General features: G+C 63.0%; 19 protein-coding genes, 2 tRNA genes and 1 pseudogene. 10 read left to right on the top strand and 12 right to left on the bottom strand.

From position 1 onward, the window contains the following. Positions 1-30 precede the first annotated feature (30 nt). The 3 genes and pseudogenes from C450_RS09935 to C450_RS09940 all read right to left on the bottom strand — a co-directional run bounded on the left by C450_RS09935 (position 31) and on the right by C450_RS09940 (position 3185). Positions 31-1866, bottom strand: a complete 1836-nt coding sequence (locus C450_RS09935; protein ID WP_049910085.1) for a carbon starvation CstA family protein — start codon at positions 1864-1866, stop codon at positions 31-33. Positions 1867-1933: 67 nt separating this feature from the next. Then, positions 1934-2568 (bottom strand): annotated as a pseudogene (locus C450_RS20830) (IS6 family transposase). 438 nt (positions 2569-3006) lie between these two features. Then, a tRNA-Trp gene (locus tag C450_RS09940) sits at positions 3007-3185 on the bottom strand. Positions 3186-3365: 180 nt separating this feature from the next. On the opposite strand from C450_RS09940, the gene C450_RS09945 reads away from it, so the two are divergent. Beyond that, positions 3366-3794 (top strand): GNAT family N-acetyltransferase, encoded by a 429-nt coding sequence (locus C450_RS09945; protein WP_005043169.1) that lies wholly within the window; start codon positions 3366-3368, stop codon positions 3792-3794. Between the two features lie 50 nt (positions 3795-3844). On the opposite strand, the gene C450_RS09950 is transcribed toward C450_RS09945, so the two are convergent. Genes C450_RS09950 through C450_RS09960 form a run of 3 tightly spaced genes read right to left on the bottom strand, consistent with a single transcriptional unit; the run spans position 3845 to position 5288 of the window. Continuing rightward, positions 3845-4078 (bottom strand): DUF5795 family protein, encoded by a 234-nt coding sequence (locus tag C450_RS09950; RefSeq protein ID WP_005043170.1) that lies wholly within the window; start codon positions 4076-4078, stop codon positions 3845-3847. A gap of 32 nt (positions 4079-4110) precedes the next feature. Beyond that, complete coding sequence (locus tag C450_RS09955) at positions 4111-5079, bottom strand: DUF5794 domain-containing protein (protein WP_005043172.1); 969 nt, start codon at positions 5077-5079, stop codon at positions 4111-4113. After that, positions 5076-5288, bottom strand: a complete 213-nt coding sequence (locus tag C450_RS09960; RefSeq protein WP_005043174.1) for a hypothetical protein — start codon at positions 5286-5288, stop codon at positions 5076-5078. Before C450_RS09960 ends, C450_RS09955 begins: the two co-directional genes overlap by 4 nt. Before the next feature lie 152 nt (positions 5289-5440). On the opposite strand from C450_RS09960, the gene guaB reads away from it, so the two are divergent. Then, on the top strand, positions 5441-6925 hold the full coding sequence (gene guaB, locus C450_RS09965; RefSeq protein WP_005043176.1) for an IMP dehydrogenase: 1485 nt from the start codon (positions 5441-5443) through the stop codon (positions 6923-6925). A 57-nt stretch (positions 6926-6982) separates the two neighbouring features. Here the strand turns inward: guaB and C450_RS21605 are convergent, their stop codons facing one another. Then, the gene (locus C450_RS21605; RefSeq protein WP_152424473.1) at positions 6983-7690 is read right to left on the bottom strand and encodes a hypothetical protein; all 708 of its coding nucleotides are present in this window, start codon (positions 7688-7690) and stop codon (positions 6983-6985) included. 165 nt (positions 7691-7855) lie between these two features. Here C450_RS21605 and C450_RS09975 point away from each other — a divergent pair, with 165 nt between their 5' ends. Further along, the gene (locus C450_RS09975) at positions 7856-8944 is read left to right on the top strand and encodes a transposase (RefSeq protein WP_005043179.1); all 1089 of its coding nucleotides are present in this window, start codon (positions 7856-7858) and stop codon (positions 8942-8944) included. A 337-nt stretch (positions 8945-9281) separates the two neighbouring features. Here C450_RS09975 and C450_RS09980 read toward each other — a convergent pair. Further along, a tRNA-Lys gene (locus C450_RS09980) sits at positions 9282-9355 on the bottom strand. A gap of 129 nt (positions 9356-9484) precedes the next feature. Here C450_RS09980 and C450_RS09985 point away from each other — a divergent pair. Further along, on the top strand, positions 9485-10924 hold the full coding sequence (locus C450_RS09985) for a DHH family phosphoesterase (protein ID WP_005043180.1): 1440 nt from the start codon (positions 9485-9487) through the stop codon (positions 10922-10924). On the opposite strand, the gene C450_RS09990 is transcribed toward C450_RS09985, so the two are convergent. Together C450_RS09990 and C450_RS22400 are read right to left on the bottom strand one after the other, a co-directional pair. Continuing rightward, a complete protein-coding gene (locus tag C450_RS09990) occupies positions 10921-11217 on the bottom strand; it encodes a PRC-barrel domain-containing protein (RefSeq protein WP_005043181.1) in 297 nt (98 codons plus the stop codon). The two genes, C450_RS09985 and C450_RS09990, sit on opposite strands and share 4 nt — an antisense overlap. Positions 11218-11577: 360 nt before the next feature. After that, a complete protein-coding gene (locus tag C450_RS22400) occupies positions 11578-11745 on the bottom strand; it encodes an HEWD family protein (protein WP_169317817.1) in 168 nt (55 codons plus the stop codon). A gap of 265 nt (positions 11746-12010) precedes the next feature. Here C450_RS22400 and C450_RS21610 point away from each other — a divergent pair, with 265 nt between their 5' ends. Continuing rightward, positions 12011-12154: a rubrerythrin-like domain-containing protein gene (locus C450_RS21610; protein ID WP_005043183.1), complete on the top strand. Its 144-nt coding sequence runs from the start codon at positions 12011-12013 to the stop codon at positions 12152-12154. Here C450_RS21610 and C450_RS10000 read toward each other — a convergent pair whose 3' ends face one another. Next, positions 12155-12610, bottom strand: coding sequence for a hypothetical protein (locus C450_RS10000; RefSeq protein ID WP_005043184.1), 456 nt, complete (start codon positions 12608-12610; stop codon positions 12155-12157). A gap of 133 nt (positions 12611-12743) precedes the next feature. Between C450_RS10000 and C450_RS10005 the strand changes: the two genes are divergently transcribed. Together C450_RS10005 and C450_RS23205 are read left to right on the top strand one after the other, a co-directional pair. Beyond that, the gene (locus C450_RS10005) at positions 12744-13184 is read left to right on the top strand and encodes an acyl-CoA thioesterase (RefSeq protein WP_005043185.1); all 441 of its coding nucleotides are present in this window, start codon (positions 12744-12746) and stop codon (positions 13182-13184) included. 60 nt (positions 13185-13244) lie between these two features. Further along, positions 13245-13376: a hypothetical protein gene (locus C450_RS23205; protein WP_273838643.1), complete on the top strand. Its 132-nt coding sequence runs from the start codon at positions 13245-13247 to the stop codon at positions 13374-13376. A gap of 62 nt (positions 13377-13438) precedes the next feature. On the opposite strand, the gene C450_RS10010 is transcribed toward C450_RS23205, so the two are convergent. Beyond that, positions 13439-14293 (bottom strand): DUF3891 family protein, encoded by an 855-nt coding sequence (locus C450_RS10010; RefSeq protein ID WP_005043186.1) that lies wholly within the window; start codon positions 14291-14293, stop codon positions 13439-13441. Between the two features lie 140 nt (positions 14294-14433). Here C450_RS10010 and C450_RS10015 point away from each other — a divergent pair, with 140 nt between their 5' ends. The 3 genes from C450_RS10015 to purM all read left to right on the top strand — a co-directional run bounded on the left by C450_RS10015 (position 14434) and on the right by purM (position 17845). Further along, positions 14434-15951, top strand: coding sequence for a TraB/GumN family protein (locus tag C450_RS10015; RefSeq protein ID WP_005043187.1), 1518 nt, complete (start codon positions 14434-14436; stop codon positions 15949-15951). 118 nt (positions 15952-16069) lie between these two features. Continuing rightward, positions 16070-16717 carry a hypothetical protein gene (locus C450_RS10020; RefSeq protein WP_005043188.1) on the top strand — a complete coding sequence of 216 codons (648 nt, stop codon included), beginning with the start codon at positions 16070-16072 and terminating at the stop codon, positions 16715-16717. 120 nt (positions 16718-16837) lie between these two features. Next, entirely contained in the window at positions 16838-17845 is a 1008-nt protein-coding gene (purM, locus tag C450_RS10025; RefSeq protein ID WP_005043189.1) for a phosphoribosylformylglycinamidine cyclo-ligase, read from the top strand. Positions 17846-17982 lie beyond the last annotated feature (137 nt).

The following is a 17982-nucleotide window of genomic DNA, read 5'->3' on the forward strand; positions in this document are numbered from 1 at the left end:
TCGCCGAAAAAGTGAGACGGAGTTCGATCGTCAGTCGTCGCTCGGCTCACCCCCGTCGGCGGCAACCGTACCGGTCTCGCGAGCCGCTCGGATGTTCGTCAGGCCCATGTACGCGAGCGACAGCGCGAGCCAGACGAGGACCAGCGCGATGACTATCTGCACCACCGTCGACCCCTGCGCGAGCAGGGTCGGCCCCGCTTCACCCCATTGACCGAGGATGAACTTCTGATAGAGGTTCTGATAGAGCGCGAGATAGAGCAGCGCCGTAGTGGTGACGACGAACATCGCGGCCATCGGCAGGCCGGTCGAGAGCAACTGTTTCGAATCCGACCAGTTCGCGAGCCAGACCGTCGCCACCAGCAGCGCGAGTGCAGCGAGGGTCTGGTTCGCGCCCCCGAACAGCGGCCAGAGGTCGGCCCACCGGCCACTGGAGACGAGGATGTAGGCCGGGATCACCTGGAGTGCCGAGGTCACGTAGCGGTTCGTGGCGACCTTCTGCGTGCTCGTCTCGGGCGTCCCGACGATCTCTTCGAGCATGTATCGACCGAGCCGCACCGCGGTATCGGTGCTCGTCAGAAGGAAACTCACGAGCACGAGACCCATGAACGCCGCCGCGGCGGTCTGGGGGATGGCGACTCCGAGCGCGCCCGAGGTGGCGTTGAGGATCTCGCCGCCCCCGGTCGCGAAGTTCGGCAGCGCGAGCGCGATTCCGCCGCTCGCCGGTGCGGTCGCGTACACCGAGACGCAGATCAGCGCGACCGTCGCCAGAAGCCCCTCGCCGAGCATCCCACCATAACCGATGGTACGGGCGTCGGACTCCTTATCGAGCTGTTTCGCCGTCGTCCCCGAGGAGACGAGCGAGTGAAAGCCGCTGATGGTCCCACAGGCGATCGTCACGAACAGTAAGGGGAACAGGGGCAATCGCGTATCGACGAGCGCGCCGCCCCAGAAGCCCGCGTAGGCGGGGAGCTCGATTTCGAGAGTGTTCCCGACGCCTAGCACCGTCCCGAGGATCACCGCGAGCAGCACGCCCCCGACGCCGGCGTAGAGCAGGCTGGAGGTGAGGAAGTCCCGGGGCTGGAGCAGGATCCAGACCGGGAGCACGCTCGCGATGAATCCATAGATCATCACGACAGGGATCCACATGGCGATGTTGGCGCTGTCGAGCACCGGGGGGAGCGGGGTCGACGAGAGCAGCACGATCGTTCCTGCGGGATAGTCGCCAGGAACGAGCGCGAACGGGAACTGGAGACCGACCCAGATCCCCGCGAAGACCGCGGCGACGAACGCCACGGTTCCCGGCAGGAACGGCAGGTCGAGCTGGTAGAGGTACACCCCGAACGTCAGCGCGAGCGCGATGTAGATGAGACTCGCCGTGGCGGCCTGGGGGTAGGCGTTGAAAACCACCGAAACCACGAGCGCGAACACCGCGACCACGAGGATGATCGTGAGGAAGGCGAACCAGAGGATCATGTCCTTGCCGCGCTCGCCGACGTATTGGCCGATGATGTAGCCGATCGATTTGCCCTCGTGGCGCATACTGGACGAGAGCGCCATGAAGTCGTGAACCGAGCCGAAGAGGGGATTGCCGATCGCGACCCAGAGGAACGCGGGCACCCAGCCCCAGACGACCCCCGCGGTGATGGGGCCGACGATTGGTGCACCGCCCGCGATCGAGGAGTAGTGATGACCGAGAAGTACGGGCTTCGACGAAGGGACGTACTCTTGGCCATCGTTGTACTTGTGAGCCGGTGTCTCGTTCTCATCGTCGATCTCGACGAACTGCGCGAGGTAGCGCGAGTAGCCGAGGTACGCGACGGTGAAGGTGGTCAGTACGAACGCGACGAGCCAGATAGCTTGTACCATGGTGAACTCTCCCAGTATATAGCGAAAAGACTGTATTAAACGTTGTTCCTTGATCCGACGGTAGTGTTCAGATACGCAGATTCCATGCGACGGCGAACGATCGCAACCACTCGTCGGCAGTTGCTGGATCGGCGTGACTGAAACAGTTCGAGAACGAGGCGGTGCGTCGTTTTCCCTCACAAAGACACGTTCGACGGCGTTACGATTTCCATGCTGTTCGTCGCGGAAATCGAGGCCGTGGCGGCGGCCGGCTTCGTGTAGCGGTGTTGCGCCGTCGATGAGAAACGTGGCGTCGTCGACGTGGTGCTTCTGACGGAGTTCGGCGAAGAAGCCATGAGCGAGAGCGGTGTTTCTGGTCGTTTCAAGCTTCGTGTGCAGCAGTTCGTTCGACTCGGGATCAACCGCAGCGTACAGCCAGTAGCGCTCGTCGTCGAGTCGGATCACGGTCTCGTCGACCGCGACGTGATCCGGCGTCTTGCCGGACTCTGGCTGTAACTCCGCCTTGTGAACCCAGTTATGGATCGTGGATCGAGCGCGACTAACGCCGAACACATCGAGAATCGAGACAGTATTCGAAAGCGAAAGGCCGGCGAGATGCAACTGAATACTCAGCTTCATCAACAGCCGCGGCGTTGCTTCTCGCTCCACAACATCCAACTGTATTTCGTCCAAACAACCGTCGAGGCCGGTGGATTTCCGCATGGATCACTGAAATCACACCGCGCCGCACTGTTCAGCCGTATCTGAACACTACCTCTCCCAGCAGGACAAAGCTTATTACAGATACTGTCAATGTGTGACATGCGTCAGACGTTATGACCACCATATCGAATACCCTCCGACGGTTCAGGTGTGCGTTGGGACTCGGTTACACGGCCGAGGAGAGCAATACAGCGTGGGTGGAAAAGCGGTGACGGCGGTGGCAGGTCGCCACTTGATTTGAGGATCGTCACTCGCTTTTGCTCGTCTTGGTGTGCCTACCTCGTTTTTCCATTCGTCGAAAACCGACCAGCCGTAGGAGGAGTGGGGTCGGAGGGATTTGAACCACGGTCATTTCGCTCGCTGCGCTCACTTCACTCCCTGGTTCAAATCCACCGACGTACAGATTTCGCTCCTCGCGTCCGCTCGTCGCAGAAATTATGGGGTCGGAGGGATTTGAACCCCCGATCGACTGATATCTCCGGTGCGCGCCTCGGTCCTCCAGAGGGTCGTCACGGCGGGCGGTGATCAGCCACCCGCTCTGTATATCAGTCTGGAGTCTCGTCACCGGGCGCGGTGCCTCTGGAGTCAGTCGCCATACCTGGCTTGGCCACGACCCCGCGAGCGAATCCAGTGGCGTCGTGGGTAAACCGATTTCGGTCTCGCGTCGATATCGGTCGTCGCAGCCGGGCCCGACCGGGCAAAACCGAGCGGACACGCCGCGGTCGGTCCGGTCGTCCTCGGACCCACCCCTCGAACGACGCCGAGCCGTTTATCCACTCATCCGTCGAGCGCTTCGTATGGAGTACGACATCGCCATGGAACCACCGACGCCGCGCGAGTTCGTCCGACTCCGATCGGCGGCAGGAATGCGCGAACGATCACTCGATGCCGCGGCAGCGGGGATCGGCAACGAGTGCACAGCGGTGACGATCCGTGCGGACGGCGACCTCGTGGGGATGGGGCGCATCGTCGGCGACGGCGCGACGGTCTTTCAGATCGTCGATATCGCCGTCACGCCGGACCACCAGGGCCGCGGTCTCGGAAGCCGCATTATGAATGAACTCGTGTCGTGGCTCGAAGCGAACGCACCACCGTCGGCGTTCATCAATCTGATCGCGAGCGAGCCGGGGTTCTACGAAGGGTTCGACTTCGCGACCTGTGCGCCCGAGCTCGTCGGGATGGACCTCACTTTGCCGACCGAATCCGAGTCATCGCACGCACAGTAGTGTCGCAAAAACGGTCGTTGACGGCTCACTCGCGTCAGTCCTCGTCCGTGTCAGTCCTCGTCCGCGTCGGTTTCTTTCCACCCGCAGTCCTGGCATTTCCGGCCGGTGACGAACTCGGTGATTTGAGGCATGTAGCCGACTTCGAGGACGTTGCCCCCACAGTCGGGACACTCGCGGTCGGCGTCGGTGATGGGTTCGGCGTCCATCACGTCGTCGTCCTCGATGAGTTCGGCGAGCGCTTTCGGCGTGACCATCCGCCCTTCGACGACGCGGTTGTCGGCCATACCAAGACGCGGGGGGCGACGGCCCTAAACCTTTACAGCCAGGGCGCGCGGTCGGAACCCACGTCGGTGTCGGTACTCGCGTCCGTCGCGGTGTCGGGGTCGGTGGCATCGGTGGCTGCGTCGCCACCGTCGGACGAGCGAAGCGAGTCCGACGAGACTCGCCTCGTTTCGCTCGACTCGCCACCGTCGGCCATCGTGCCGCTTGCTCGATCGGATCCGAGGGCTTCGTTCCTGTCCGCTCCGTTCAGACTCGCCGTCTCAGCGTCGTCGCTCTTGTCGGGATCGAACGCGAGCAGCGCCGTGACCACGAGCACCGAGAGCGCGAGCGGTGCGTCGTCCGGAACGAGTCCAAGCACCGAGAGCGCGAGCACGCCGAGCGCAACCGCGCTACCGAACCGGAACCGATCGACGTCGACCGCGGTCCGGAGCCACGGCCCGCAGACCGCGACCCCGAGCGCGAACGCCACGCCAACGCTGGCGGCGAGCGTTCCCTTGAGTACCAACGTCGGGTCAGGAACCAAGACGAGCCGTGCGCCGGCGGGATCGAGACTGGCGAGCGCCCCGAGCCCGATGATGACCGCCGGACGTGGGAGATACTCGCCGACGCGCGCGCTCGCGGTCTTGGCGGCGACTGCGAGGATGACCACCGCCGCGAACCGCTCGAAGATCGCGAGGTCGAGCAGGCTCGCGATCGTGGGTGCGAGCGCGGACTCGATCGCGGCGAGGGCGATCACGACGACGCCGACTCCGAGCGTCGTCCGGACCTGTGCGCGCCACGTGCCGTCCATCTCGGCGAGGATCACGGCGACGGTCGCGCTGCCACCGAACACGAGGAGACCGACTTCCAGGATGCCCAGCGGGCCGTCGAGCGCCCCGGCGAGCACCAGCGCGGGGAAGATCCCGTCGACGAGCGGGAGCGCCATCACGGTCGCCAGCAGGCGGGCTGCGCCGCCGACGCGACGCTCGAGCCCGAGTGCGACCGGGTGTTGGGAGTGGCTCACGGGGCAGGCTGGCCGTCTCCCATGGCTGAGGGGTTGGACGGATGGTGTGAGTCGGAACTGCTGGCAGCCATCCACGGCTGCCACGCTTTGCCGACCGGAATCGTCGCCAGAGCGATAAATTTGCGCGCGAGTGTAAAGAGTGTGCCGTCCGCGAGGTCGAGAGTCGACTGATTGGCGCTACGCGCGGTGAGTGGACTGGCGACGTCCATACCGGAACGTGCCGAGAGACGGGAATAAACGTTCCGTGAGCCGTGGCCACACGACTCTGGTGGTCGAGTCACGCGTCACATTCCGTCGTGAACGGACCGAATGGGACTCCCGGTCTCGCAACGTTTTTCATGCCGGGACGGTGACCGTTTACATGGTAAGCGACAGAGCAGAACCTTTCTCCGAGAAACTCCGCGTTCCGGAAGCGCTGACGTTCGACGACGTGTTGCTCCGGCCGAAGGAGAGTCGCGTCGAGCCCGACGACGCCGACACGGCCACGCGCGTCTCGACGTCGGTCGAACTCACAGTCCCAGTCCTCTCGGCCGCGATGGACACCGTCACCGAGAGCGGGCTCGCGATCGCGATGGCGCGTCGGGGCGGGCTCGGCGTGCTCCACCGCAACATGGACATCGATGAAGTCGTCGACGAAGTCGAGCGCGTCAAGCGCGCCGACGAACTCATCATCCGCGAGGTCGTGACCGCGAGCCCCGATCAGACTGTCAGAGCGGTCGACGAGATGATGGACGAGGAAGGCGTGAGCGGTGCGCCGGTCGTCGACGACGACGGCGAGGTGCTGGGGATCATCTCCGGGACCGACATCCGGCCGTACCTCGAGGTCGGCGACCGTGACGAGGTTCGCGAGGCGATGACCGACGAGGTCATCACCGCACCCCAGGACGTCGACGCGCGCGACGCGCTCGAACTCATGTACGAACACAAGATCGAGCGCGTTCCGGTCGTCGACACCGAGGATCGTCTGACTGGCCTCGTGACGATGCAGGGGATCCTCCAGCGCCGCGAGTACGACACCGCCGCGCGCGACGCCGATGGTCGTCTGCGAGTCGGGGTCGCCGTCGGTCCTTTCGAGCAGGACCGCGCCGCCGCGGTCGACGAGGTCAACGCCGACGTGCTGTTCATCGACTGCGCGCACGCGCACAATCGCAACGTGATCGACAGCGCGCGCGAACTCGCCGCCGGCGTCGAGGCCGACGTCGTAGTCGGAAATGTGGGTACTCGCGAGGCCGCCCAGGAGCTCGTCGAGTTCGCCGACGGGATCAAGGTCGGCATCGGTCCCGGTTCGATCTGCACCACCCGGGTCGTCACGGGATCGGGGATGCCCCAGATCACCGCGGTCGCGCAGGTCGCCGACGTCGCCAGCCAGCACGATATACCGGTCATCGCCGACGGCGGTATCCGCTACTCGGGCGACGCGATCAAGGCGATCGCGGCGGGTGCGGACGCCGTCATGCTCGGGTCATATTTCGCCGGGACCGACGAAGCGCCCGGTCGCGTGGTCACGATGAACGGCAAGCGCTACAAGCAGTACCGCGGGATGGGCTCGGTCGGCGCGATGCAGTCCGGCGGCGGCGATCGATACCTGAAAGACGCCGACGAGGACGAGGACTTCGTCCCCGAGGGCGTCGAGGCCGCGACGCCGTACAAGGGCAGCGTCGAGAGCGAGCTCTTCCAGCTCGTCGGCGGGATGAAAAGCGGGATGGGCTACGTCGGCGCGGGAACCATCCCCGAGTTCAAGCGCCGCGCGGAGTTCGTCCGGGTTTCGTCGGCTGGTCAGACCGAGGGCCACGCCCACGACGTGGTGATTACCGACGAAGCGCCGAACTACAGTCCCGATAGCTAACGTCCCAGCCGAAACTGTCGTAATATCACAGTTTACAAATCGGTATTTGCATACGGATCAGGAGAAACTAGTTGTGATAACGTCTGTCTGAATATTGTCGATCCTATCAGCTAACGTCTCTAGGTTCTCTACTGCGTTGTAGACGTCTTCAGAGAGCACGAACGTCTCATATATAGCGTTCTCAATCCCCATATGACTATCATATTCATCCACAGAAAATTCGACTCCATCAGCATGACTGAATATCTGCTCATAGCAGGCGACTGTGAACTGGTCTACTGCTTCGTCAAGATCATCGAGTAAGGAAGGGTCAAATTGGTTCAAGAGATCAACATTCCAATCCTCTATCTCGTTCATCTCATCCCTGACAAATGTGATATTTCTGATTCCCCAGTCAATGTTTTCTTTTGTTGACCATCGTAGAGCGTCGTCTCTATCCTGTATTCGAATTTTGGCTTGAATGAGATGTGGCGGATCGGTTTGATGATATGCATCAACTACTTCAGACGTTGTTGTCAGGGTGATATTGCCTTCTTCACTCTCTCGAAGATGGTTTACTTCTGGTACTGCTACAGTAGGATCGTTGCCAGTCGTGTGATGGTACGCAAGGAGATCTCTTGCAAAATCATGCAAGAACAAATCCATATCTTCGTTAGAGCGAGGATTGGTGGTTCTTTCGCAGAGCAACCTAATTCGACTATGCAAATCTCGAAGCCTCTCTGAAAGGTCTTCTAATTCGTCCTTTCGATTAAGGCGACGTTCCATTCTCTTTCGCTGCTGTTCTTCGTTCTTCGCGTTTTGTCGTTGCCGCAGAAATGCCGCTGTAGTAATAACGAGTCCCAATGTAGTGGCACCGAGACCAACGATAGTAATAACCTCCAGAGCGTGTCATAGAAAGCGTCACATGCGAGGTTGCAGGGCGTGGGAATTGTGTCCAACAACACCCAAACCCTGCAAAACGTAACTTCTGTCGACGGCTTCTTGAATGTCGCGGCGACTGAGACGGTATCGCTGTTTGAGCATCTTAAGCTCGGATTTCTACTGGAATACGACGTGTTCGCCCCCTGCAAGCGGGGGCGAACACGAGTTCATGAGCCACCAGAACTCTTCCGAGGCTTTCTCCACTGCTACTACGAGGACGTCTACGGCACTCGTCCTGTCGCACGGGAACTCCAGAAGACACTGGTCTGGCTCAGCTGTGGCTTCGATCGACCGCCGTCGAGAGACGCGGTCGATCGCTTCCTCACCGATCTCGAACACGTTGTTAACGATGTCTTCGAGCACCTCGTCGAGCAGGCCGCCGTTCGGGGCCTGCTCGACTCTACGTACCGAATCGACTCGACTCACGTTGAAGCGATTCCGTGGAACGTCGACGCCACGTGGAACTACGACTCAACCGCTGAAGAACACTACTACGGCTTCGGTTGTACGATCGTCTCATCGGGCGCGAAGGTACCCATCGCAGCGGAGTTCACACCAGCAAAGCAAGCGCCAGAGGAGACGGCGATGCGCGTCACGCGTGACGCGCTCGCCGTCGAAGTACCGGTCTGGATGATCGGCGACAGTGCGTACGACACGCTGGAGTGGCACGACCACCTGCTGGATGCAGGGGTCGTGCCAATCGCGCCGTATAACCCGCGAAACATGGACGATCCGCTCGATATCGAGTACAGGGTCGAAAATCGTATCGAGAACCACAGCGAGGACGTTCAGCTCAAACGCTCGGTCTTAGACGAGACGTACAACCGCCGAACACAGGTCGAACGGACCAACGATGCAGTCAAGAACTGCGGCCTCGGGCCCGTCCGCGCCCGAGGCCGCGTCCACGCACGGGCGCAGGTGTTCCTNGTCGAACGGACCAACGATGCAGTCAAGAACTGCGGCCTCGGGCCCGTCCGCGCCCGAGGCCGCGTCCACGCACGGGCGCAGGTGTTCCTTGCGCTGTGCCTCCGAGTGGTCGTCGCGATCACCAACGACGAACGAGGAGACAACCCTGGCCGCGAGATGCTCTCAGCATGAGACGGATTCTATGACACGCTCACCTCCATGCTAGCTAGAAGACCAATATCTATCACTCCACATTAGCTTTTATGTTCGTTCAAAGTGATAGTTAATCTCCACCTACATTTTGAGTGAGGGTCTATCACTCCGGCCGGTTCGCTCGTCGCGTCCGTTTTCGGTGACTTCGCTCCGCTCGTCACGGCGTTTCACTCGTTTCGCTCGTGAAACCGTCGCAGAAGCGGGCCGGGAGGGATTTGAACCACGGTCGTTCCGCTCACTTCGTTCGCTTCACTCCCTGATTCAAACCCTCCGGCCGGTTCGCTCGCCGATTCGCGTCGCTCATCGGCTCGCTGCACGGGCCGGGAGGGATTTGAACCCCCGACTGTCTGATTAAGAGTCAGATGCTCTCCCTAACTGAGCTACCGGCCCTGACGATTCGGCGTTACCCCGGCCCAGTCAAATACGTTTCCTTTGAAGTCGTGCCCGTCCGCACGCGGCGGGCGATCGGGGGCGGAACGAACTACAGGAATAAAGTAGCCCCACGACTGACCGGAGGTAATGAGCACGGGCATCACGATGGCTTCGATGTCCACGTATGCGATCCTCGGCTGTGGCAGCGTCGGTTACGCCGTCGCCGAGGAACTCGCCGACGAGGGCAAAGACGTTCTCATCATCGACGCCGACGACGGCCGGGTTGAGGCGCTACGTGACCAGGACCTGAACGCGAAGACCGCGGACATCGCGGACGAGGAGGTTCCCGAGGCGGTCGAAGACCGCGACGTGGTGTTGATCCTCTCGACCGACATCGAGGCGAACCAGGCCGCGGTCGAACGCATCCGCGACCGCGGCGACGACCAGTTCGTCGTCGCACGGGCCTCCGATCCAGTGACCGCCGACGAACTCCGGGAGGCGGGCGCGGACGCCGTCATCAACCCCTCGCAGGTGATCGCCGACGCCGCGCTCCGGGCGCTCGAAACCGGCGAACTCGAACACAAGGCGGGCCAGCTCGCGGACGTCATCGACGCCACCGAGTCGAAGCTCGCGATCCTCGCCCACGACAACCCGGGCCCGGACTCGATCGCCAGCGCGGTCGCACTCCGCGCGATCGCCGAAGCTCGCGGGATCGAGGCGGACATCCTCTACGACGGAGAGATCGGCCACCAGGAGGATCGGGCGTTCGTCAATCTGATCGGGGTCGAACTCCTCGCGCGCGACGAAGTCGACTTCGAGGGGTACGACACGCTCGCGCTGGTCGATCACGCCCGCTCGATGGAGCGCGAGATCGAACGGCCGGTCGACGTCCTGATCGATCACAACGAGCCCGACGGCGACTACGAGGCGGCGTTTACGGATGTGCGCTCGAACGTCTCCTCGACCTCGACGATCCTTACAAAGTACGTTCAAGAGTTCGATCTCGGGCTCGACGACACCGTCGCGACCGCGCTGCTGTACGGCATCCGCGCCGAGACCTTGGACTTCAAGCGCGATACGACGCCTGCCGATCTGACCGCGGCCTCGTATCTCTACCCCTTCGCCGATCACGACACCTTAGAACAGGTCGAGTCGCCGTCGATGAGCCCCGAGACGCTCGACGTGCTCGCCGAGGCCATCCGGAATCGGGAGGTCAGGGGCTCACATCTCGTCTCGAACGCGGGGTTCATCCACGACCGCGACGCGCTCAGCCAGGCCGCCCAGCATCTCCTGAATCTGGAGGGTGTCACCACGACCGCGGTGTTCGCCATCGACGACGAGCGCATCACCCTTTCGGCGCGCTCGAAGGACATTCGACTCAACATCCGGAACATTCTGGAAGACGCCTTCGAGGACATCGGCGAGGCCGTGGGCCATTCGACCGACGCAACCGTCACGATCCCGCTCGGCATCTTCACCGGAATCGAGACCAGCGACGACAACCGCGAGACGCTGCTCAAGCTCACCGAGGAAGCAGTCCGGAGAAAGCTGTTCACCGCGATGGGCGTCGACGAGAACGGAAGTTAGGCCGTCGCTTCCGTCTCGCCCTCGCTTTCGCGTTCGCGGAGGCGCTCGATGACGTCGTTGACGAGGACGACATCGCCGACCGAGCGCACCCACCGGAACGGTACGATGACGCCGCCGGCGTTGCGCGCGCGCCCGCCGAGCACTTCGCGGTTCAGCCCGCCAACCGCGATTCCCGTGACGACCTCGTGATCGAGATCGATACGGACGTCTTCGACCTCACCGACGAACACACCGTTGTTCGAATACACCTCGCGGCCGACGAGCGAGCCGATCTCCGCTGGCGTCGCATCCATACCCGGCCATACGCCGACGGGGACTTAACTGTTGGCGGACTGGATGTGACAGCAGTCGTCCGATCGAAGTTCTGAGCGACAGAGCCCCATCGGTATCGAACGTTTCGATACGCTCGTACTGCCCGCTGGACCCCTGGGAGGCCGATTCGAACGAGGAGCGAACTCATGTGCCCCCAGTGTCGTCTTCCGGTTTCAGACGAACCCTCGTGGGGTTGAAACGTCGAGAGCTACGTCCCACATGCCCAGGCATCGTATAACCAGCAGTGCTATCGAAACGGACTNGGTTTCAGACGAACCCTCGTGGGGTTGAAACGTCGAGAGCTACGTCCCACATGCCCAGGCATCGTATAACCAGCAGTGCTATCGAAACGGACTGTATTCACCGTTGATGTCCCATTCGTGAACACAGTAGACGCGACCGACCGCATCGCCGTCGATCATCCACGTCGCCGCGCCCTCGTTCCAGGCTTCCTGTCGGCCACACTGTACACACTCGCGTTCGCGTGGTGGCACGAGATCAGCACTCATGCGCTCCCGTACGACACGATAGCTCTTAACCACTCGGTCGGACCATCCGCCGGCGCTGGTCGCGACTCCCATCGGGAGTGCGAAGATCCGCAGTGTCGTGTCCAACCGGATGTGGATTGGATACTCGACAACCGTTTTCGGTTTGCCTGTCGAGAGACGAACATCGTTGTCGGTGTTCTATGATGTATGTATATGTTTAGAGAGTTTGTAGGGTATTGGTATGTTATAGCATAACACTTTAATCGGTCGGTGTCGTCGAAGCTACATGGTCAGGACCGACCCGTATAGCCCGGAGGAATCGTACTACGAGTGCATGGACTGTCACAACCGGGTCGCCGCCGACGAAGGTGGTGGGCTGTGTCCGGAGTGTGGCGGTCCGCTCCAGAACCTCGCGGTCTCGCGCGAGTAATCAGAAGTCAGGGAGGTCGTCGGGTGCGTCGTAGTCGGCCTCCCAGTCGATGTACTCGCTTTTCAGCACGTCACAGACGGTCTGGCCGAGTTCGGTCAGGCCGGCGTTGATCGACGATACCCGCTGCCACGAGTCGAGTTCGGAGTGGAGGTCGCGTTCCTTCCAGTCCTCAGGGAGACCGGGCGCGTGATACCCGACCCTGTCGGCGAAGTCGTCCCAGAAGAAGTCGAAACGAGTGAGGAGTTCGAGATCGCGGACGATGGCGAACTCGGTCTCGGTCACGTCGGTGTCGGCCCGCCACGCCGCGAACGCCTCCTCCCACGCGCCCTCGGCGAGAAAGTCGCCGAGTTCCTCGCGGCGATACTCGTCGCCGCCCACCTCGGCGTCGTCGTAGTCGTCGGCGTCGACGCCGGTGGCGAGTTCGGGCGGGGCTGGCGTCTCGACGTCGAGGCTCATATCGGGGCGTGGCGAGCGCCGCGGATAAGCGTTCCTCGCTACAGCCGCCGAACGCACGTTCGTCGAACGACCACCGAACGCGGACGCCGGCGGAATCCAGCAGGCTCATTCCGATCGTAGCCGAACGGCCGCCATGACCGACTTGATAGAGACGCACATCGAGAACCGCGTCATGGTTCAGCCGAACCACGCCAACAACCTCCAGACCGCCCACGGTGGTCACGTTCTGAAGTGGATGGACGAAGTGGGCGCGATGAGCGCGATGCGCTTCGCGGGCAGCTCGTGTGTCACCGCACGGATCAACCAGGTCGACTTCGAGCGCCCGATCCAGGTCGGCGATACGTCACTCATCAAATCGTACGTCTACCGCGCCGGGCGGACGAGCGTGCGGGTCAGGCTGCAGGTCTACCGGGAAAACCTTCGGAACGGAAAGCAGCAGAAAGCGACCGAATCGTACTTCGTATACGTCGCCATCGACGACGACCGTGAGCCCACGACCGTCCCCGAACTCGATGTCAGCTCCGACAGAGGCGAACGGCTACGAGAGGAAGCGCTCGCCGGCGAAGGCCAGTAAGCGACCACTGCGCACGCTCCGCAGCTATCGAACACGGATCGGCCGAAAGACACTACGACGGTGGTCGCTCCGATCGACACCGACACCACCAACCAGCCCGAACAGTCGAACACTTCGACGGAGAATCCGACGGGGAAGAACGACCTCGACGGGTTCATCGCAGACGGCACCACTGGTGTAGTCGCGGAGTAGCCGACATCGAGAAAGGTGTTCTCGGCCACCAGTCGTCACGTCGGCGATCGCCGCGTGGTTCGCTACTCGTGGATCGTAAACTGGAGACGCTCTCGCTCGCTCCGATAGTAGCGTTCGGTCAACTGGTCTTGGGTTTCGAACGTCTTCGGAACGTACCGTCCGCTCACGCTCACCGTCATCGGCGACGTATCGAACGGGTATGGCTCGATCCGCACCGCCATCTCGTCGGTCGGGACGACGTGTAGCTCCGTCTGACTGTCCTCGGTCCCGTCGGTGATCGGCACAGGACCGAGTGTCGTCTCGGGTAGTGGGGTGTTCTCACAGAGATACAGCGAAAGACGGTCGTAGATTTCGAGCAGGAGGTAGTTGTGCCACGTTCGACAGTGCCCCGAATACGCACCCGTCTCGTGGATCTCCTCCAGAAAGGCCAGATCGTCGGCAGAGACGTATCGTGAAAAGCGGTCGTCGTCGTTCAACTGCCCCACGACCTCCTTTTGGAGCTGTTCTTGCTCCGCGATGAAGTCGGCATACACCGGGTCATCGTGCATGTCCGGGATGTCGCAACGAGCGCCATACCCCTGCCTTCTGAGTCCGGTGCCGTGAAGCGAGACGAGGAGACCGGCGTAGGTGTCGATCGCCACCGTGTTTTCGACACCGGAGCGATAGACCGTCGTCCATTCCTCGCCGGGGTACTCACGAAACCCGAGCGGTCTTGCCCCATCAGGGTGGATCGACGGTGCGAGGTCGTACTGTCGCCATCCGCGGTCGTGGTCCTCCGCAGCGATGATCATCGAGTGGTCGGGGGCTGGACGCTCGAACCGCTCGTTTCCCCAGTGGCGGGCGATCTGGCCGGTGAGATGGGCATGATCCGGCTGTGGGACGAGCCGAAAGCGATCGGCGTCCTCTGCGACGATCATTCGTTTCGGTTCGCGCGGGCGGCGCATGAGAGTTCTGCCATCGCAGTGACCGGCACGGAATCGCGCTCGCCGGCAACGGCGAACCGACGGCGAACATCGATCCCGACAGGGGTAAGAAACCGGGGTTCGTGGGTTCGTCAATGAGCGATCCAGCGACGACCGCGGACGCTGATTCCGGGTCCGGCCCCGCCGCTGGAGCCGGGCCGGGCAGCGTCCGGGTCGTCGGCACTGCCCACGTCTCGGCCGACAGCGTCGACGAGGTCGAGCGCACCATCGCCGACGAGCGGCCCGATATCGTGGCGGTCGAACTCGACGAGGGGCGCTACCGCCAGATGAAAGGCGAAGAGCCCGATGATCTCGACGCGGGCGACCTCCTCCGTGGAAACACCGTCTTCCAGTTCCTCGCATACTGGCTGCTCTCCTATGTGCAGACCAGACTCGGCGACGAGTTCGACATCAAACCCGGAGCGGACATGCTCGCGGCGATCGAGACCGCCGAAGACCTCGGCCTCGGGATCGCGCTCGTCGATCGCGACATCCAGATCACCGTACAGCGCTTCTGGACCCGGATGACCGGGATCGAGAAACTCCGGATGCTGTCGAGCCTCCCGCTGGCGTTCGCCCCGCCGTCGGCGGTCGCGCTCGGACTCGGCCTTTCGGTGGGGGCGATCGTCGGCTTTCCGCTGGAGGCGCTGTTCGGCCCGCTCGTCATTCCATCCGGGCTCGCGCTGCCCGGGCTCGTCGTCTCGGCGGTCGATTTCCTCCTGGTCGGGAGTTTGGTCGGTCTCGGCGTCGCACTGCTCTTCGTCGCCGTCCTCGCGCTGACCGCTCCCGCGGAGGACGAACGGGAGGAGCTGGCGATGGAGGACCTGACCGACGCTGACGTCGTCGGCGCGATGTTGGAGGAGTTTCGAGCCTTTTCGCCGGGCGGCGCGGAGGCGCTGATCGACGAGCGCGACGCGTTCATCGCCCACCGGCTCGTGGAACTCCGCGAGGCGGGCCATCGGGTGGTCGCGGTGGTCGGCGCGGGCCACCAAAACGGCATCGAGCGCTATCTCGACGATCCGGAGCTCCTGCCGCCTCGATCGGAGCTCGTCGGCCGGGAGTCAGGCCGGCGGTTCTCTCCCTACAAGATCGTCGGCTACCTGTTCACGCTCGGCTTTCTCGCCTTCTTCGTCCTGCTCGCGATGGCTGGCGCGCGCAACGAGTTCCTCCTCCAACTGTTCGGCGCGTGGTTCCTCATCAACGGCGTCTTTGCGGCCGCACTCGCCCGCGTCGCGGGCGCACACTGGACCAGCGCGAGCGTCGGAGGGCTGGTCGCGTGGCTCACCAGCGTGAACCCGCTGCTCGCACCGGGCTGGTTCGCAGGCTACGTCGAACTCCGCTATCTGGACGTGAACATCGGCGACATCGGGAGGTTGAACGAGATCCTCGGCGACGAGGAGGCCCCGATCCCCGAACTCCTCGATCGGCTCCAGGAGGTCGCCCTCTTCCGACTGATCGCGGTGGTCGCGCTGACCAACGTCGGAAGCATCGTCGCGAGTTTCCTCTTCCTCTCGGTCGTGCTCCCCTACTTCTCCGCCAGCGTCGACATCACCCAATTGATGCTCGAGGGCGCGCGAAACAGCGCCGATCTCATCTGGGAGACAGTGACGTGATACTGTCGGACAGAACGGTCTCGAAAACGACGCTGGAATATCCAGTTGCTGTCCGGCGTCTTCGGCCGTTCGATATTCGCGTGTTTCTGTCCGACAGTATGAGCCGGAGGGGTTCCGCGTGAGGTTCGCCCGACGAGAGCTGATCGACCTCGCGATCGCGTGGATCGCGCTCGGGTTCGCGTTCGCGCTCTTCTTCGATCCGCAGGCCGGGCGGATCATCAGAGTCGGGCTCGCCACCGGACGCCCGCGGACGCTCGTCTCACCGGTGATCGTCGACGCGTTCGCGCTCAGCATGCTCACGGCGGGGATCGGCTTTCTGCTCCACGAGCTCGCCCACAAGATCGTCGCCCAGCGCTTCGGCCAGATCGCCCACTTCCGCGCCGACTACGGGATGTTGTTCATCGCGGTCGCGAGCGCGTTCGCGGGCTTTCTGTTCGCCGCTCCCGGCGCGGTCTATCACCGCGGGCGGATCACCGAACGACAGAACGGCCTGATCGCGCTCGCCGGCCCAGTGACGAACCTCGTGCTCGCGGCCGCGTTCGCACCGCTCGCGCTCCTTTCGGGCGGATTTCTCGGCGACATCGGCGCGTTCGGCGTCGGGATCAATCTTCTCCTGGCAGGGTTCAACATGCTCCCGTTCGGTCCGCTCGACGGCCGAAAGGTGCTCTCGTGGAGCGTCGTCGTCTTCGTGATCGCGTTCGTCGTGAGTGCGGGCTCGGCGGTGTTCGTCCTCTTCCGGTTCGGTCTCGGCTCGCTCGGGCTGTAGGCCAAATCTCATACCCACCGCCGTCGCTCGGACGACCACGACGGACGATCACCCGGAACGGAAACCGACCACAGAGTGGCCATCGGTGGGCTTTTGTCCGCGCTCCGCGCCGCTTCCGCCATGACCGACGAATCCGACGAGTCGCCCACGGACGCCGACGACGAGGAACTCACCTACGCCGAAACGGGCGTCGACATCGCGGCGAGCGAGGCCGCGACCGCGGCGCTCGTCGGGGCGGTGGGAGACGACGGCGACGCCGAAGGCGACTACGCCGGCCTCGTCGATCTCGGCGACCAGTATCTCGCCTTGGCGACCGACGGCGTCGGCACCAAGCTCCTCGTCGCCGACGCGATGGACGATTACTCCACGGTCGGGATCGACTGTATCGCGATGAACGCGAACGACCTCGTGGCTGCCGGGGTCGAGCCGGTGGCGTTCGTCGATTACCTCGCGGTCGACGAGCCCGACGACGCGACCGCCGCGGCAATCGGCGAGGGGCTCGCGGCCGGGGCCGAGCAGGCGGACATCGCCCTCGTCGGCGGCGAGACCGCGGTGATGCCCGAGGTCGTTCGAGGTCTCGACATCGCGGGGACGTGCGCTGGCCTCGCGGAAGAGAGGGATCTCTTCGACGGAGCAGCGGTCGGTGACGCGCTCGTCGGCTTTCCGTCCTCGGGGATCCACTCGAACGGGCTGACGCTCGCGCGCGAGGCCGCCACCCGCACGGGCGAGTACGACGACCCGTTCCCGCCCGATCCCGATCGAACGGTGGGCGAGGTGTTGCTGGAGCCGACCAAAATCTACGCCGATCTGCTCGACCCGCTTCACGACCACGCGGCCCACGCCGCCGCCCACGTCACTGGCGGCGGCTGGACGAACCTCTCGCGGATGGGGGCGTTCCACTACGAGATCACCGATCCGCTTCCCGTTCCAGATGTTTTCTCGTTCGTGGCGGACGCGGGCAACGTCACCGACGAGGAGCTGTACCGGACGTTCAACATGGGAATGGGATTCGTCGCGGCGCTCGATCCAGACGACGCCGACGCGCTCGCGGCGGCGACCGACGGTCAGGTGATCGGCCACGTCGAGGAAGGGTCCGGCGTCGCCGTTCGCGATCTCGCACTCGACTGAGTGGCGTTTCAATCTTCAGGTTGTGAGTGTATCGCGTCCTGAATTGATAGTGAAAACAGCGTTCTGACGGAAATGGCGGATAGATAGAGAGAATCTATTTCGCACGGTCGCCGCTAACTCACCAAACTGTCGTCAGA

It is taken from the genome of Halococcus salifodinae DSM 8989 (assembly GCF_000336935.1).
In the GTDB taxonomy this organism is placed as follows: domain Archaea; phylum Halobacteriota; class Halobacteria; order Halobacteriales; family Halococcaceae; genus Halococcus; species Halococcus salifodinae.